At 69.8% G+C, this 15,407-nt stretch carries 14 protein-coding genes; 1 reads left to right on the forward strand and 13 read right to left on the reverse strand.

Features of this window, described 5'->3' with window-relative positions:
* Positions 1 to 15: 15 nt before the first annotated feature.
* The 7 genes from rnc to rpoE all read right to left on the reverse strand — a co-directional run bounded on the left by rnc (position 16) and on the right by rpoE (position 7,107).
* The gene (gene rnc, locus BMZ45_RS09050) at positions 16 to 693 is read right to left on the reverse strand and encodes a ribonuclease III (RefSeq protein ID WP_091635321.1); all 678 of its coding nucleotides are present in this window, start codon (positions 691 to 693) and stop codon (positions 16 to 18) included.
* Positions 671 to 1,054 (reverse strand): DUF4845 domain-containing protein, encoded by a 384-nt coding sequence (locus BMZ45_RS09055; RefSeq protein ID WP_057162846.1) that lies wholly within the window; start codon positions 1,052 to 1,054, stop codon positions 671 to 673. Before BMZ45_RS09055 ends, rnc begins: the two co-directional genes overlap by 23 nt.
* Positions 1,055 to 1,119: 65 nt before the next feature.
* Positions 1,120 to 1,905: a signal peptidase I gene (gene lepB / locus BMZ45_RS09060; protein ID WP_091635324.1), complete on the reverse strand. Its 786-nt coding sequence runs from the start codon at positions 1,903 to 1,905 to the stop codon at positions 1,120 to 1,122.
* Between the two features lie 108 nt (positions 1,906 to 2,013).
* Entirely contained in the window at positions 2,014 to 3,807 is a 1,794-nt protein-coding gene (lepA, locus tag BMZ45_RS09065; RefSeq protein WP_091635326.1) for a translation elongation factor 4, read from the reverse strand.
* A 132-nt stretch (positions 3,808 to 3,939) separates the two neighbouring features.
* A complete protein-coding gene (locus BMZ45_RS09070; RefSeq protein WP_091635329.1) occupies positions 3,940 to 5,454 on the reverse strand; it encodes a DegQ family serine endoprotease in 1,515 nt (504 codons plus the stop codon).
* Between the two features lie 170 nt (positions 5,455 to 5,624).
* Positions 5,625 to 6,503 carry a sigma-E factor negative regulatory protein gene (locus BMZ45_RS09075; RefSeq protein ID WP_091635331.1) on the reverse strand — a complete coding sequence of 293 codons (879 nt, stop codon included), beginning with the start codon at positions 6,501 to 6,503 and terminating at the stop codon, positions 5,625 to 5,627.
* Position 6,504: 1 nt separating this feature from the next.
* Positions 6,505 to 7,107: an RNA polymerase sigma factor RpoE gene (rpoE, locus tag BMZ45_RS09080; RefSeq protein ID WP_091635334.1), complete on the reverse strand. Its 603-nt coding sequence runs from the start codon at positions 7,105 to 7,107 to the stop codon at positions 6,505 to 6,507.
* Positions 7,108 to 7,346: 239 nt separating this feature from the next.
* Between rpoE and BMZ45_RS09085 the strand changes: the two genes are divergently transcribed.
* Positions 7,347 to 9,398 (forward strand): 3-hydroxyacyl-CoA dehydrogenase NAD-binding domain-containing protein, encoded by a 2,052-nt coding sequence (locus BMZ45_RS09085; RefSeq protein ID WP_091635337.1) that lies wholly within the window; start codon positions 7,347 to 7,349, stop codon positions 9,396 to 9,398.
* 597 nt (positions 9,399 to 9,995) lie between these two features.
* Here BMZ45_RS09085 and BMZ45_RS09090 read toward each other — a convergent pair.
* Genes BMZ45_RS09090 through BMZ45_RS09115 form a run of 6 tightly spaced genes read right to left on the reverse strand, consistent with a single transcriptional unit; the run spans position 9,996 to position 15,294 of the window.
* A complete protein-coding gene (locus tag BMZ45_RS09090; RefSeq protein ID WP_055909722.1) occupies positions 9,996 to 10,361 on the reverse strand; it encodes a PilZ domain-containing protein in 366 nt (121 codons plus the stop codon).
* Positions 10,358 to 11,332 carry a DNA polymerase III subunit delta' gene (locus BMZ45_RS09095; RefSeq protein ID WP_091635340.1) on the reverse strand — a complete coding sequence of 325 codons (975 nt, stop codon included), beginning with the start codon at positions 11,330 to 11,332 and terminating at the stop codon, positions 10,358 to 10,360. Before BMZ45_RS09095 ends, BMZ45_RS09090 begins: the two co-directional genes overlap by 4 nt.
* On the reverse strand, positions 11,329 to 11,967 hold the full coding sequence (gene tmk / locus BMZ45_RS09100) for a dTMP kinase (protein WP_091635344.1): 639 nt from the start codon (positions 11,965 to 11,967) through the stop codon (positions 11,329 to 11,331). The genes BMZ45_RS09095 and tmk overlap by 4 nt, the downstream gene beginning before the upstream one ends.
* Positions 11,964 to 13,103 (reverse strand): endolytic transglycosylase MltG, encoded by a 1,140-nt coding sequence (mltG, locus tag BMZ45_RS09105; protein ID WP_254776585.1) that lies wholly within the window; start codon positions 13,101 to 13,103, stop codon positions 11,964 to 11,966. Before mltG ends, tmk begins: the two co-directional genes overlap by 4 nt.
* A complete protein-coding gene (gene pabC / locus BMZ45_RS09110; RefSeq protein ID WP_091635346.1) occupies positions 13,100 to 13,942 on the reverse strand; it encodes an aminodeoxychorismate lyase in 843 nt (280 codons plus the stop codon). Before pabC ends, mltG begins: the two co-directional genes overlap by 4 nt.
* Positions 13,939 to 15,294 (reverse strand): aminodeoxychorismate synthase component I, encoded by a 1,356-nt coding sequence (locus BMZ45_RS09115; RefSeq protein WP_091635348.1) that lies wholly within the window; start codon positions 15,292 to 15,294, stop codon positions 13,939 to 13,941. The genes pabC and BMZ45_RS09115 overlap by 4 nt, the downstream gene beginning before the upstream one ends.
* Positions 15,295 to 15,407 lie beyond the last annotated feature (113 nt).

Genomic DNA, 15,407 nt, shown 5'->3' on the forward strand with positions numbered 1-15,407 from the left:
GCCGGCGGCCGGGATTCAGTAATTCGGATCCAGCTGGCGCAGCGCGGCCTCGGCGGCTAGTTGCTCGGCGGCGCGGCGCGAGCCGGCCTCGCCCTCGGTGATGATGGGCGGCTGGGCGATGCTGCAGCTGACCCGGAAGCTCTTGGCGTGGTCCTCGCCGGACTCCGACAGCAGGGCGTACAGCGGCAGCGGCTTCTGCCGGCCCTGCAGCCATTCCTGCAAGCGGGTCTTGGCGTCCTTGCCGACCTTGTGCGGCGGCGGCAATGCGGCCATCGCGGCCTCGAACCAGGGCAGCACGCGTGCCCGGCAGGCCTCGAAACCGGCGTCCAGGTAGATCGCGGCGACCACCGCTTCCAGCGCATCGGCCAGGATGGAGTCGCGGCGATGGCCGCCGGACTTCATCTCGCCGGGGCCCAGGGTCAGACGCGCCCCCAGCTCGAGCTGGCGCGCGATCGGCGCCAGCGCGGACTCGCGCACCAACTCGGCGCGCGCGCGCGTGAGCGCGCCCTCGTCGGCCTGCGGCCAACGCACGTACAGGGCTTCGGCGACGATCAGGTTGACCAGCGAGTCGCCGAGGAACTCCAGCCGCTCGTTATGCGGCGCACCGGCGCTGCGATGGGTCAGGGCCTGCTCGAGCAGGCCCGGATTCGCGAACCGGTGTTCGATGCGATCAGTCGGCACCACCGCCGCCACGGACGATATCCTGATGGGCCTCGAAACGGCCAACCACGTCGAGATTGGCGATCAGCTGACGCCGCACCTCGTAGTTCACCAGAATTTCGTAGCCCGAGCCCTTACGCTGAATCTTCACGTGCTCGTGCTTCACGTTGTCGGCATAGCTGACGTACAAGCGACGGAAGAACAGATCCTCGATCTTGGCCGGATCGCGATCGGCGATGCCGGGCTCCGCCGCCAGGCTCGTCAGCGCGCGTTTCACGCCGTAGTACTCGGTATACATCGGGATCAGCTTCATGCCCATGTAGACGAATACACCGACCACCGCCAGCACGATGATGAACCCGATCAGGGTCATGCCGCTCTGATTACGCTTCATCCGATCATCCCCCCGTCGTTAGACGCGATTTGTTGAGTGTCACCGTGCCGCGACGGCGGGCGCCGTCACGGAATACTGTTGCCGATACGCGAGAAATCCACGCCCCCATCGACGTTCATCCAGATCAGGAACGCCTTGCCCCTCAGGTTACGCTCCGGAAGGAAGCCCCAGTATCGGCTGTCCTCGCTATTATCACGATTGTCGCCCATCACAAAATAGTGACCGGCCGGAACCACCCAATCGCCCTCTCCTTGATCGAGCAACGGCAAATTGGTCCGCTCCAGGACGCGGTGCTCGCGTCCGAGCAGATTCTCGGCCAGTTCCTGCGACCCCGTCATCTCGGTGCCGTTGCCGTGCCCCTCGTAGGTGCCGATGGGGGTGTACTTGAGTACCTGGCCGTTCACCGTCACCTGGTTGTCGTGATAGCTCACGCGGTCGCCCGGCAGGCCGACCACGCGCTTGATCCAGTCCTGTTCCGGATGGTGCGGCGGCTTGAACACGACCACGTCGCCGCGCTTGGGCTCGCCCAGCGACACGACCTTCTGGTTGCTGATCGGCAGGCGCAGGCCGTAGGTGAACTTGTTGACCAGGATGAAGTCGCCGGTCAGCAGGGTCGGCATCATCGAGTTCGAGGGGATCCGGAACGGCTCGGCGATGAAGCTGCGCAGCACCAGCACCACCAGCAGCACCGGGAAGAAGGCCTTGGAGTAGTCGACCAGCGCCGGCTCCTTGCCGTCGTCCAGCAGACCCTCGCGCGCGGCGCGGCGCTTGGCCAGGAACAACTTGTCGAGCAGCCAGACGGCGCCCGAGAACAACGTCAGCGATACCAGTGCGATTTCAAACCAGCGCATGCGAGCTCCTAGAAAGCCGGGTTCCGGCGTTCGGAATCGGGAATACGTCCTGCGCGACGCGCAACGGCCTCCGGCCGCCGGTCGCGGGGACCGATCCCCGACCCCGCCTCACTTGTTGTCCACCTGCAATACCGCCAGGAACGCTTCCTGCGGAATCTCGACGCGCCCCACCTGCTTCATGCGCTTCTTGCCCTCTTTCTGCTTCTCGAGGAGCTTCTTCTTGCGGCTGATATCGCCGCCGTAGCACTTGGCCAGCACGTTCTTGCGCATCGCCTTGACCGTGCTGCGGGCGATGATCTGCGAGCCGACCGCGGCCTGGATGGCGACGTCGAACATCTGGCGCGGAATCAGCTCGCGCATCTTCTCGGAGATCTCGCGGCCGCGGCGATCGGCGTGGGCGCGGTGGGTGATGATGCTGAGCGCGTCGACCTTGTCGCCGTTGATCAGCGTGTCCACGCGCACGAACGGACCGGCCTGGAAACGCAGGAACTGGTAGTCCAGCGAGGCGTAGCCGCGCGAGACCGACTTGAGGCGGTCGAAGAAGTCCAGCACCACCTCGGCCATCGGCAGCTCGTAGCTGATCTGGACCTGGTTGCCCATGTAGGTGATGCCGATCTGGCTGCCGCGCTTTTCCTCGCACAAGGTGATCACGTTGCCGACGTAGTCCGGCGGCGTGAGGATGTTGGCGCGGATGATCGGCTCGCGGATCTCCTCGATCATGTTGACCTGAGGCAGCTTGGCCGGGTTGTCCAGCGGCATGGTGGTGCCGTCGGTCTTGAGCACTTCGTAGATCACCGTCGGCGCGGTGCTGATCAGGTTGAGGTCGTACTCGCGCTCAAGGCGCTCCTGCACGATCTCCATGTGCAGCATGCCCAGGAAGCCGCAGCGGAAGCCGAAGCCCATGGCCTCGGAGCTTTCCGGCTCGAAACGCAGCGCGGCGTCGTTGAGGCGCAGCTTTTCCAGCGCTTCGCGCAGGTCCGGGTAGTCCTCGGCGTCGACCGGGAACAGGCCGGCGAACACGCGCGGCTGCATTTCCTGGAAGCCCGGCAGCGGCTTGCTGGCCGGATCGGAGGCCAGGGTCAGGGTGTCGCCGACCGGCGCGCCGTGCACGTCCTTGATGCTGGCGTTGATCCAGCCCACTTCGCCGGCGCCCAGCTTGGGCAGGTCCTTGCGCTTGGGGGTGAACACGCCGACCTTGTCGACCAGATGGGTGCGGCCGGTCGACATCACCAGGATCTTGCTGCCCGGCACGATCTCGCCCTGCATGACCCGCACCAGCGAGACCACGCCCAGGTAGTTGTCGAACCAGGAGTCGATGATCAGCGCCTGCAGCTTGTCGGTGTCGCGCGGCTTGGGCGGCGGGATGCGATGCACGATCGCCTCCAGCACGTCGACCACGTTGAGGCCGGTCTTGGCGCTGATCGCGACCGCGTCCTCGGCGTCGATGCCGATCACCGCTTCGATCTCGGCCTTGGCGCGCGCGATATCGGCGGTGGGCAGGTCGATCTTGTTGAGCACGGGCACCACTTCCAGGCCCTGCTCGACCGCGGTGTAGCAGTTGGCGACCGACTGCGCCTCCACGCCCTGGGCGGCGTCCACCACCAGCAGCGCGCCTTCGCAGGCGGCCAGCGAGCGGCTGACTTCGTAGCTGAAGTCGACGTGGCCGGGGGTGTCGATGAAATTGAGCTGGTAGACCAGCCCGTCCTTCGCCTTGTAGGGCAAGGACACGGACTGCGCCTTGATGGTGATGCCGCGCTCGCGCTCGATCGGGTTGGAATCGAGCACCTGCGCTTCCATCTCGCGCGCCTCCAGGCCTCCGCAGAGCTGGATGATGCGGTCGGCCAGGGTCGATTTGCCGTGGTCGACGTGAGCGATGATGGAGAAGTTTCTGATCTGCTGCATGCGGGACGGCGCGAAGCTCACCGGTTCCAGAGAGTTAACGGGAGATTATCGCATACCGCGCAGTACCCACGCCCCGTGCCCGCCCGAAGGCGGGTGGGTGCCCTGTTCCACCCAGCTTTCCAGCCAGATTCTTCAGCCCGCTTTGGCCTCGGCGGTGACCGCGATGAACTGGGTGGCCGCGCCGCGGCGGACCAGCAGCATCACGGTGTCGCCGGGGCGGACCCCGGCCAGCTCGCGGTTCAGCGCCGAGGCACTGCCGACCGCGGTGCGGCCGACCGAGAGCACCACGTCGCCCGGGCGCAGCCCGGCCTCGCCGGCGACCTCGCCCGGGGATTGCACCAGCACGCCCTCGCCCGTCTTCAGGCCCAGGCGCTGGCGCGCGTTGGCGGCCAGGTCCTGGCCGACCAGGCCGAGCGCGTTGCTGCCACCGCGGCTGGGGGCCGCGGCGCTGTCGTCGTTGGCGGCCGGACCCGGCGCACCGGCGACCTCGGCGCCCAGCGCGCCCAGCACCACTTGTTCGGTCAAGACCTTGCCATCACGGTTGATCTGCAACTTGACCTTGGCCCCCGGCGCCAGCGCGCCGATCAGCGGCGGCAGGTCGCTGGAGGTGTTCACCGGCCGGTCGTTGACCGCCAGGATCACGTCGCCGAGCTGGATCCCGGCCTTCTCGGCCGCGCCGCCTGCCTGCACGCTGTTGATCAGGGCTCCGCGAGTTTCAGATAGCCCCAGACCCTTGGCGTTTTCGGTGGTAACCGGCTGCACGCCCACGCCGAGCAGACCGCGCTGGACCTTGCCGGTCGCGCGCAGCTGCTCGGCCGAATTCATGGCCACGTCGATCGGGATCGCGAAACTCACGCCCATGTAGCCGCCGGAGTTGGAGAAGATCTGCGAATTGATGCCGACCACCTCGCCGCTGGTATTGAGCAGCGGACCGCCGGAGTTGCCCTGGTTGATGGCGACGTCGGTCTGGATGAAGGGCACGTACTGCTGATCGGCGTAGGGATTGCTGCGGCCGACCGCGCTGACGATGCCGGCGGTGACCGAGTGGTCGAGGCCGAACGGCGAGCCGATCGCGATCACCCACTGCCCGGGCTTGGTCAGGCTGGCGTTGGCCAGGCGCAGGAACGGCAGGCTTTTGGCGTCGATCTTGAGCAGGGCGACGTCGGACTGCTCGTCGCTGCCGACCACCTTGGCGGTGAACTCGCGGCGATCGGACAAGGTGACCTTGACCGTGTCGGCGCCGTCGACCACGTGGTGATTGGTCAGCACGTAACCGTCCTGCGAAATCAGGAAGCCGGTGCCCAGCGAGTTGCCGCCGCCGCGCGGACCGCGCGGGCCCTGCGGACCGCCCGGCATGTCGGGGCCGAAGAAGCGGCGGAAGATTTCCGGAATCTCCTCCTCGTTCGGCATCTGACCTTGGCCGCGGCTGGCGCGGCGCGGCGCGATCTCGGCGCGCACGTTGACCACGGCCGGACCGACCCGTTGCACCAGGGCGGTGAAATCGGGCAGGCCGCTGACCAGCGGCGCGGACGGCGTCGCGGCCGGCGGCGGCGCGATCGGCGCGCTAGGGGTCTGCGCGGTGCAGGCGACCGGCAGCAGGGCGACCAGGGCAGTGGCCAGGGCGATAGAGCGAAGCGGACGAGTCATGGAATCGGCCTCGAAGGTTGCGGAGGTTTGGTCGCGCGGCCGCCGGGCCGCACGTGATCGGGGAACGGACAGGGGAACGGGCTGGAGAATGCGTGGTGTAAGCGACACAGGCGGAAGCGAAGTGCGGCGAGCTCGCGCACAGCGTCTTCGCGGTCCGCCGCCGGTGCCGCTTAAGGCTGCGGCATCCGGCTTTCGGGCTGAGGCGCCGGTGGCGGCTGCATGGGCACCGAATCGGTCGCGCTGGGCTCGAAGGGATAGAACGAGCGTGCGCTGCCGCTGGTGCTGGCGCTGCTGCTGCCGTAGCTGGCGGTGAAGCCGCCGGTGGCCGGGTAATTCGGCAGCACCGCGCGCGGCCAGGGCCGCGACGGGGCGTCGCTGTGCTGGGGCCGGAATGGGTTGGCGCTGCTGCCGCCGGCGCTGGCGGCCGCGACTTCGATCGCCGGTGTCGCGGCGACGGCCTGGGTCTGGGTTTGGCGACGCAAGGCGGCGCGCTGGGTCTGCCCGCGCGAACTGCGGCGCTCGGCGATCCGGCGCGGCACTTCGGCCACGGCGACCGCGGCGGCGCCGAGCGTAGCGGTCTGCAGCTCGGGGCTCTGCGGTTGCGGGGCGGCCGGCGTGATGCCGGCGCCGTCGGCGCTTGCGACCTGGGTCTGGGGCGCGGTATCGGGTGCGCTGTCGCTGGAGAACGGGCGCGCCACGAACAGGGCCGCCACCGCCACCGAAGCGGCCAGGGCGGCGCCGCCGATCCAGCCACGGCGACTGGCGGGCGCGGCCGCCGGCGCGGTGGCGCGCGCGGTCGCGGCTTCGGCCGCGATCGCCGCGGCGACGCGGTCGGCAAAATCGGGCGCGGCGATGCCGGCGGCCTGGCCGCGCAGGGCGTCGCCGCACAGCTGCCAGCTGCCGCAGGCGCGACGCCACTGGGCGTCGTGGCTCAAGCGCTTGAGGGCGAAACGGGCGGCATCGCCGTCGAGCTCGCCGTCGAACAGCGCGCTCAGGGCTTCGCGGTCGGTGGTGGTGTCGTGCTCGTTGGGGGCTGCTTTGGACGTCATATCAGTGGGCGCGCTCGCGGGTGTCTTGGTTATCCAGCAGGGGCCGCAGCTCGATGTCGATCGCCTCGCGGGCGCGGAAGATCCGCGAACGCACGGTGCCGATCGGGCAGCCCATCTTCTGCGCGATTTCCTCGTAGCTCAGGCCGTCCACCTCGCGCAGGGTGATCGCGGCCCGCAGTTCCTCCGGCAGGGATTCGACCGCGCGCATCACCGTGCGTTCGATCTCCTGGCGCAGCAACTCGTGTTCCGGGGTGTCGCTGTCGCGCAGACGGATGCCGGTCTCGAACTGCTCGGCGTCGCCGGCGTCGATGTCGTCGGTCGGCGGCCTGCGGTTCTGCGCGACGAGGTAATTCTTGGCGGTGTTCACGGCGATCCGGTGCAACCACGTATAGAACTGCGCATCGCCTCGGAAGTTCGGCAGCGCGCGGTAAGCGCGCAGGAAGGTTTCCTGGGCAACGTCCTGGCATTCGCTCCAGTCCGGTATGTAGCGCCCGATCAGCGCGGTGATCCGATGCTGGTACTTGCGCACCAGGGCATCGAAGGCCGTGCTATCGCCACGCTGGACACGCCTGACCAGCTCTTGGTCCAACTCATTCTCGGCCATGCCGCGCCGGCACTCCTGTCAGCTCGGCCGTGGCCGAACAATGGGACAACCCTGTCGGGAGAAAGTTCAATCACGATCATAAATGGGGCCGGAGCCGCGCCGGCGCAACCGCCAAGGGTCACGGCGCGGCGCGCGTTGGGGGCCGCTTGGAACCGAGACCTGGGACGTGCCGATTTGACGGCGACGAAACATCCTCGTGATGATAGCGGGATATCCATACCTGAACGGATGGTGCAGTCATGATGGCTGGCCTCGACGGACTTCGTTTCCAACATTGGCAGACCGAGCTGCGGGAGGACGGCATTCTGCTGCTGTCGTTCGACCGCGCCGGCTCGTCGGTCAATACTTTCGGACAGGACGTCCTGATCGAGTTAGACGCGCTGCTGGAGCGCCTCGCGCTGGATCCGCCCAAGGGCGTGGTGCTGCGCTCGGCCAAGGCATCGGGCTTCATCGCCGGCGCCGATATCAAGGAATTCCAGACCTTCGACGAGAAGGGCACGGTCGGCGACGCGATCCGGCGCGGCCAGCAGGTGTTCCAACGCCTGGCCGAGCTGCCCTGCCCCACGGTTGCCGCGATCCACGGCTTCTGCATGGGCGGCGGCACCGAGATCTCGCTGGCCTGCCGCTACCGCGTCGCCAGCTCCGACCCCTCGACCCGGATCGGCCTGCCGGAAGTGAAGCTGGGCATCTACCCGGGCTGGGGCGGCAGCGTGCGCCTGCCGCGTCTGGTAGGCGCGCCGGCCGCCTTCGACATGATGCTCACCGGCCGCGCGCTGTCGGCATCGAACGCCCGCGCGATCGGCCTGGTCGACAAGGTGGTGGAAGCGCCGCTGCTGGTCGACGCCGCGGTCGCGCTGGCGCTCAAGGGCACGCAGCGCCCGTTCAAGCAACGCTTCATGGGCTGGGCGACGAACAGCTGGCTGGCGCGCAAGATCCTGCCCGGCATGCTGACCAAGCAGGTCGCGCGCAAGGCGCGCAAGGAGCACTACCCCGCTCCATACGCGCTGATCAACACCTGGGCGCGCAGCAGCGGCGGCGTGCAGGCGCGCCTGGCGGCCGAGCGCAAGTCGGTGGTCAAGCTGGCCTCCACGCCGACCGCGCGCAATCTGATCCGGGTGTTCTTCCTGCAGGAACGGCTCAAGGGCCAGGGCGGCAAGGATCATGGGATTCAGCGCGTGCACGTGGTCGGCGCCGGCGTGATGGGCGGCGATATCGCGGCCTGGTCGGCCTACAAAGGCTTCGAAGTCACCCTGTCCGATCGCGAACAGCGCTTCATCGACGGCGCCCTGACCCGCGCCCAGGAGCTGTTCGCCAAGCGCGTCAAGGACGAGAGCAAGCGTCCGGCGGTGGCCGCGCGTTTGAAGGGCGACCTCGCCGGCGACGGCGCGGCGCAGGCCGATCTGGTGATCGAGGCGATCATCGAAAAGCCCGAGGCCAAGCGCGAGCTCTACGATCAGGTCGAGCCGAAGATGAAGCCCGATGCGCTGCTGACCACCAACACCTCGTCGATCCCGCTGGTCGAACTGCGCGACCACATCCGCCGTCCGGCCCAGTTCGGCGGCCTGCACTATTTCAATCCGGTGGCGCTGATGCCGCTGGTCGAGATCATCCGCCACGACGCCATGGCGCCGGAAACCGAGCAGCGCCTGGCGGCGTTCTGCAAGGCCATCGACAAGCTTCCCGTCCCGGTCGCGGGCACGCCGGGCTTCCTGGTCAACCGGGTGTTGTTCCCCTACATGCTGGAAGCGGCGACCGCGTTCGCCGAGGGCATCCCGGGCCCGGCCATCGACAAGGTCGCGGTGAAGTTCGGCATGCCGATGGGTCCGATCGAACTGATCGACACCGTCGGCCTGGACGTGGCCGCGGGCGTGGGCGCGGAACTGGCGCCGTTCCTGGGCCTGAGCGTGCCGGCGGCGTTGAGCGGCGTGGAGCCGAACAAGCGCGGCAAGAAGGACGGCCAGGGCCTGTACAAGTGGGAGAACGGGCGCGCCCAGAAGCCCGAACTGCCCAAGGACTACCAGACTCCGTCGGACCTGGAGGATCGCCTGATCCTGCCGCTGGTCAACGAAGCGGTGGCCTGCCTGCACGATGGCGTGGTCAGCGATGCCGACCTGCTGGATGCGGGCGTGATCTTCGGCACCGGCTTCGCGCCGTTCCGCGGCGGCCCGATCCAGTACGTGCGCGAAACCGGCGCCGATGCGCTGCTGGAACGCCTCAAGACCCTGCACGCGCGCTACGGCGATCGCTTCGCGCCGCGGCTGGGTTGGGATTCGCCGGCGCTGCGTCCGTGAGGGGCGCGGCGCTGGCGTCAGCAGCCTGCGTTGCCGAGGCTGCCATGGCCCTCGCCGCACCACGGCACAAACCCGAGTGGGTGCTTCACAGCATGCGCTGACCACCGCATCGACGCGGGCCGCTGTGGCGGCGCGACGGTACGGTTCGTCTTGGACCCATCGCAGCGTACGAGCTGATGGCGCGAATTCGTAACCTCGCGCGCCCTCACCCCAACCCCTCTCCCGCTAGCGGGAGAGGGGCTGAAGGCGGCGGCGTCGATGGGGTCCCCTCTCCCGCCAGCGGGAGAGGGGCTGAAGGCGGCGGCGTCGATGGGGTCCCCTCTCCCGCTTGCGGGAGAGGGGCTGAAGGCAGCGGCGTCGATGGGGTCCCCTCTCCCGCTTGCGGGAGAGGGCTAGGGTGAGGGATGAGCGCGAAGCGCGAATGCGCTTTATCCCGAACCTGGCCTTTGCGGTCGCGGTCCCGATTCAGGGGTATTCACACGCGGATGCACATCGCGGCCGGTGCCGCTCCCGGAGGAAACGGACACTCGATGCGAATGAGGACTCGCGGTCGCGGCTTGCGCCGCTCCTGCACGGAGCGGATGCAGAGACGACGCGTTACATCGTGTGGGTGGCGCGATCGGCGGTCAGCGAGCCGGCCAGCAGCGCTTCGATCTTGCCCTTCACCGCATCGCCCTCGGCGGTCTCGGCGAACTGCACGCCGATGCCGGCCGGGCGGTTGCCCTGGGCGCCGGTGGGCGTGACCCAGACCACCTTGCCGGCCACCGGCAGGCGCTCGGTGGATTCGGGCAGGGTCAACAGCAGGAACACCTCGTCGCCGAGGAAGTAACGCTTGGGGGTGGCGACGAAAATGCCGCCGTATTTCAGGAACGGCATGTAGGCGCCGTACAGCGCCGCCTTGTCCTTGATCGCCAACGACAGAATGCCCTGCCTGGCTGCGCCCGCGCCTGCCGCTCCGCTCATCCCCGATGTCCTCCAGCGACCCGCGCGCCGTCCGGGGCGCGCCAAGCCATCAACAATTCGACTACCGCCAGGTCCGCGCGCACCGTCGTCCGCAACAGATCGCGGGTGCGATTGGCGCGATCGAACCAGGCCGCCAGACTGCGCGTTCGCACCGGGTCGGTCAAGCCGGAGGCTTCGGCCAGGGCGAGATCCGCGGCATGGCGCAGACGCAGCGCGGCATGTTCGTCGCCGACCCAACGCGCGGCGATTTCCGAAGGCGAGGCGTCGCCGCGCGCGAGCTTGCTCAGATCGGCGGCAACGTCGCGACGCAGCTTCAGGCCCTCGCCCTGCAACCACTCGTGGGCCAGGCCCGGATGGCCGCGCGCGGCCTCCAGCGCTTCGCGCGCGGCGGTCTCGGCGTGGCCGGCGGCCTTCAGCCAGGCCAGCGCCTCGTCTTGCGGCGGCAAGCGGAATTCCAGGCGCTGGCAGCGGCTGCGGATGGTCGCGCTCAGACGCAGCGGATGCGCGCTGACCAGCCACAGGTAGCGGCCGGGCACCGGCTCTTCCAAGGTCTTGAGCAAGGCGTTGCCGGCGGCGTTGTTGATCGCGTCGGCCGGATCCAGGATCGCGACCTGGGCGCCGCCGTATTGCGGCGTCAGCGACAGACGCTCGGACAGGCTGCGGATCTGTTCGATCACGATCTCGGTGCGCAGGCGCGTGCCTTCCTTGTTCGGAATGAAGGACACGGTCTGGAAATCCGGATGGGTGCCCGCCACGTACAGCAGGCAGCCGCGGCAATGCCCGCAGGGCTCGCCCTGGGCGTCGCGATCGCGGCACAGCAGGCGCTGGGCCAGGCGCTCGGCGACCGCGCGCTTGCCCAGTTGGGCCGGACCGCAGAACAACAGGCCGTGGCCGAGGCGACCGGCGTCGAGCGCGGCGGTGGCCTGCTCGTAGACCCGGCGCTGCCAGGGCGCGAACGCGGGCGCGCTCACGACTGCGCCTCGATCAATAGCCGCAAGCGCGCCACCGCCTGCGCGGCGACCGCGTCGGCGGGCTGGCTGGCGTCGATCACATGGAAGCGATGCGCCTGCGCCTGCGCGCGCGCGCGGTAGCCGGCGCGCACGCGTTCGAAGAAGTCCTCGCGCTCGGCTTCGATGCGATCGGCCGCGCCGCGGCCGCGCGCGCGCTGCAGGCCGATCGCGACCGGCACGTCCAGCAGCAGCGTCAGCGCGGGCTCGATCCCGACCACGCGGCGCTCGAGCTCGGCAATGAAGGCCGGATCCAGGCCGCGGCCCTCGCCCTGGTAGGCGTAGCTGGCGTCGGTGAAACGGTCGCTGATCACCCAGGCGCCGCGGCGCAGCGCCGGCAACAGGGTTTCGCGCACGTGCTGGGCGCGGCCGGCGAACACCAGCAGCAGTTCGGCTTCCGGCGTCGCGGGTTCGTGATGGGGGTCCAGCAGCAGGCCGCGGATCTGTTCGGCCAGCGGCGTGCCGCCGGGCTCGCGCGTGCACACCACTTCGACGCCGGTGGCTTCCAGCGCGTCGCGCAGCGCGGCCAGCACGGTGGATTTGCCCGCGCCTTCGCCGCCTTCCAGGGTGATCAGGCGCGGCTGGACCTGCAGGCTCATCGGCCGCGGCTCTGCGTCGGCGCCGCGGGCGTCGGCGTGCCTTCGGCTTCCTGCGCTTCCTCCAGCACCGCCTTGCCCTCCTCGGGCTGGCCGCCGCGACGCTGCGCGCGGTAGCGCTGCAGGTACAGGCGCACATTGGCCTGGTGCTGGGCGTAAGTGGCCGCGAACAGGCTGCTGCCGCTGCCGTCGCCGGAGGCGACGAAGAACAGCGCGTCGCCGGGCGCCGGATTGGCGACCGCCTTGAGCGCGCCCGCGCCTGGCATCGCGATCGGTGTCGGCGGCAGACCGGTGCGGGTGTAGGTGTTGTAGGGCGTGTCGGTCTGCAGGTCGCGCTTGCGGATGTTGCCGTCGTAGCCCGCGCCCAGGCCGTAGATCACGGTCGGGTCGGTTTCCAGCTTCATGCCCAGCTTGAGCCGGCGCTCGAACAGGCCGGCGATCTGCGGGCGCTCGGAGGCGATGCCGGTTTCCTTCTCGACGATCGAGGCCAGGATCAGCATTTCCTCGCGGCTCTTGAGCACGCTGTTTTTGTCGCGGCCTTCCCAGGCCGCGTTCAAGGCCTTGTCCATCGCGTCGCAGGCGCGCTTGAGCACGTCCAGGTCGCTGTCGCCGCCGGTGTAGAGGTAGGTCTCGGGCAGGAAGCGGCCTTCCGGATGCTGGCCCGGCCGGCCCAGCGCCTTCATCAGCGCGGCATCGTCGAGCTTGGCGGCTTCCTGTTTCAGGCCCTGGGTGCGCGCCAGGGCCGCGCGCAGGTCGCGCAGGTTCCAGCCTTCGATCACGGTGAAGCGGTGACTGAGCACGCGGCCGTCGCGCATCGCCTCGAGCAATTCGCGCGGCGAGGTGCCGGGCTCCAGCGCGTACTCGCCGACCTGCAGGCGGCCGGCGGCGCCGAGTTGCTTGGCCAGCGCGCGCCATTCCAGCGCGTCGCCGCCGCTCACGCCGGCCTCGCGCAGCTTGCGCAGCACCACCGGCAGCGAGTCGCCGCGTTCGACGATCAGGCTTTGCCCGGCCTGCAGGCCGGACAGCGGAGCGTCGGCGAAGCGCGTGTAGCGCTGATACAGCCAGCCGCCCGCGATCGCGGCGGCCAGCACCAGCAGCAGGAAGAAACCGCCGACACGGCGCTTGGTTTTACGACTCACGACACCTCCGAGCCCGGCGGGGCTGCAGATTCGAATGCGGGATGCGACTCGGCCAGGCGACGCTGCAGGCCGGCCACCGCGGGATGCGAGGGCCAGACGCGCTCGCCCAGCCGGGCGACCGGCAGGATACCGCGCACGGCATTGCACAGGAAAACCGCGTCCGCGCTTTCCAGCGCGTCTTGCGACAGGGTCGCGGTTTCGGCGGCGGCCTCGCCCAGGATCGCCAGCAACTGCTCGCGGCAGACCCCGGCGACGCCGCAGCGGTCCACGCGGGGCGTCCACCAGCGGCCCTCGCGCAGCGCGAACAGGTTGGCCGCGGTCGCGCACACCACCGCGCCCTCGCCGTCGCGCATCAGGCCTTCGTGGACCTCGGCGGCGTCCCATTCGGCGCGCGCCAGGACCTGCTCCAGGCGATTGCAGTGCTTGAGCCCGGCCAGCGCCGACGGCGTCGCCAGGCGGGTCTCGCACCAACGCAGGCGCAGGCCTTCGGCCGGCGTCGGCGGCGGCAGCGGATGGGTGGACAGCAGCCAGGTCGGCACGGCTTCGGCCGGCGGCGCATAGCCGCGTCCGCCCTGCCCCCGGCTCACGATCAGTTTCAGCACCGCGTCGGTGCCGTCGAGCAGGCGCTCGGCTTCGGCGCGCACGAGTTCGGGACGCGGCAGCGACAGGCGCAGGCGCGTCGCGCCGCGGCTCAGGCGCCGCCAATGCGCCTCCCACCACGGCAGTGTGCCGCGATGCGCGCGCAGGGTTTCGAACAGGCCGTCGCCATAGGCGTAGCCGCGGTCCAGCAAGGGCAGCGCCTGCGCGGCTCGCTCGCCGACGTAGACGCGCGCGTTCATCCGGCCACGCCCAGCGCGCGCAGCATGCCGCGCGCCTTGGCGCGGGTTTCGTCCAGCTCGCGCTGCGGATCGGAGTCGGCGACGATGCCGGCGCCGGTGCGGAAACGCAGTTCCTGGCCTTCCAGCTCGGCGCTGCGGATCAGGATGTTGAGGTCGAGGTCGCCGTCGCGGTTGAGCCAGCCCATCGCGCCGGTGTAGACGCCGCGACCGCCGCCTTCGAGCTCGGCGATGATCTGCATGCAGCGCACCTTGGGACAGCCGGTGATGGTGCCGCCCGGGAACACTGCGCGGATGGTCTCGCCCGGGCTCGCGTCCGCGCGCAGGCGGCCGCGCACGTTGCTGACGATGTGGTGGACGTGGGCGTAGCTCTCCACCGTCATCAGCTCGTCGACTTCGACGCTGCCTGGCGTGCACACCCGGCCCAGGTCGTTGCGCTCCAGATCGATCAGCATCACGTGCTCGGCGCGTTCCTTGGGATGCCCGACCAGCTCGCGGATGCGCGCCAGATCGTCGTCGCCGGCCACGCGCGGGCGGGTGCCGGCGATCGGCCGCGTCTCGACCACGTCGCCGCGCACCGACACCAGGCGCTCGGGCGAGGCGCTGACCACGGCCCAGTCGGGGCCGGCGAACAGGCCGGCGAACGGCGCCGGGTTGTGCTGGCGCAGGCGCTGGAACAGGGCCGCGGGCGCCAGCGGCGCGTCGAAGCGCGCGCGCCAGCCGCGCGAGAGATTGACCTGGAACACGTCGCCGGCGAGCAGGTAGTCGAGCACGCGCGCGACGCCGTCGGTGTAGCGCTGCGGCGCGTCTTCTTCGATCGCCTGCGGCGGCTGCCATTCGGGCAGCGGCGCCAGCGCGACCGCGCGCGCTATGTCGGCGACGATCGCGTCGAGCATGTCCGCGTGGTCGGTCTCGGCCAGCACGATGCAGTCGCCGCTGGCGCGGTCGCGCAGCAGCGCGGCCGGGCAGCGCAGGGCCAAGGCCACCGGCAGGCCGCCCGGCGCCGCCGGCAGGCGCAGCACCGGCTCGACCTGGGCCGCGAGTTCGTAGCCGAACAGCAGCGCCCAGCCGCCGCGGAACGGCCAGCGCGGCTCGTCGCGCGCGACCCGTTGGGCGCGCCAGTCGGCGTCGAGCGCGGACAGGAAATCGCCGGCGCGCGTGTGCCCGTTCTGGTCGCGCACGGTACCGTCGGGGTCCAGTTGCAGCGACGCGCCGTTAGCGGCCAGCAGCAAGTCCCAGCGGCCCTGGGCAGTGCCGTCGGCGCTGGATTCCAGCAGCATGGGGTAGCGCTGCGGCGCCAGGCGCTGCAGCGACAACAGATCGACGGTGGCGGGCAGCGCGCGGGTCAGCAGCATGATGGTCGAACCTTATACCGGCGCGTCGTGGACCGGCGAGCGCAACGCGCAAGCGCAGCGGCCGCGATCGGCCGCGCAGTCGCGGGCCTGTCGCGGCCCGCGCGGGAACATCC

Origin of the sequence: Lysobacter sp. cf310 (assembly GCF_900114355.1) — a bacterium.
In the GTDB taxonomy this organism is placed as follows: Bacteria; Pseudomonadota; Gammaproteobacteria; order Xanthomonadales; family Xanthomonadaceae; genus Lysobacter.

Excerpts from the sequence above, each read along its gene's own strand:
- BMZ45_RS09085 (WP_091635337.1), top strand. The coding sequence starts at position 7,347 with ATGATGGCTGGCCTCGACGGACTTCGTTTCCAACATTGGCAGACCGAG.
- BMZ45_RS09090 (WP_055909722.1), bottom strand. The coding sequence starts at position 10,361 with ATGAGCGGAGCGGCAGGCGCGGGCGCAGCCAGGCAGGGCATTCTGTCG.
- lepB (WP_091635324.1), bottom strand. The coding sequence starts at position 1,905 with ATGCGCTGGTTTGAAATCGCACTGGTATCGCTGACGTTGTTCTCGGGC.
- BMZ45_RS09115 (WP_091635348.1), bottom strand. The coding sequence starts at position 15,294 with ATGCTGCTGACCCGCGCGCTGCCCGCCACCGTCGATCTGTTGTCGCTG.
- rpoE (WP_091635334.1), bottom strand. The coding sequence starts at position 7,107 with ATGGCCGAGAATGAGTTGGACCAAGAGCTGGTCAGGCGTGTCCAGCGT.
- BMZ45_RS09070 (WP_091635329.1), bottom strand. The coding sequence starts at position 5,454 with ATGACTCGTCCGCTTCGCTCTATCGCCCTGGCCACTGCCCTGGTCGCC.
- lepA (WP_091635326.1), bottom strand. The coding sequence starts at position 3,807 with ATGCAGCAGATCAGAAACTTCTCCATCATCGCTCACGTCGACCACGGC.
- BMZ45_RS09055 (WP_057162846.1), bottom strand. The coding sequence starts at position 1,054 with ATGAAGCGTAATCAGAGCGGCATGACCCTGATCGGGTTCATCATCGTG.
- BMZ45_RS09075 (WP_091635331.1), bottom strand. The coding sequence starts at position 6,503 with ATGACGTCCAAAGCAGCCCCCAACGAGCACGACACCACCACCGACCGC.
- tmk (WP_091635344.1), bottom strand. The coding sequence starts at position 11,967 with ATGAGCCTGCAGGTCCAGCCGCGCCTGATCACCCTGGAAGGCGGCGAA.
- pabC (WP_091635346.1), bottom strand. The coding sequence starts at position 13,942 with ATGAACGCGCGCGTCTACGTCGGCGAGCGAGCCGCGCAGGCGCTGCCC.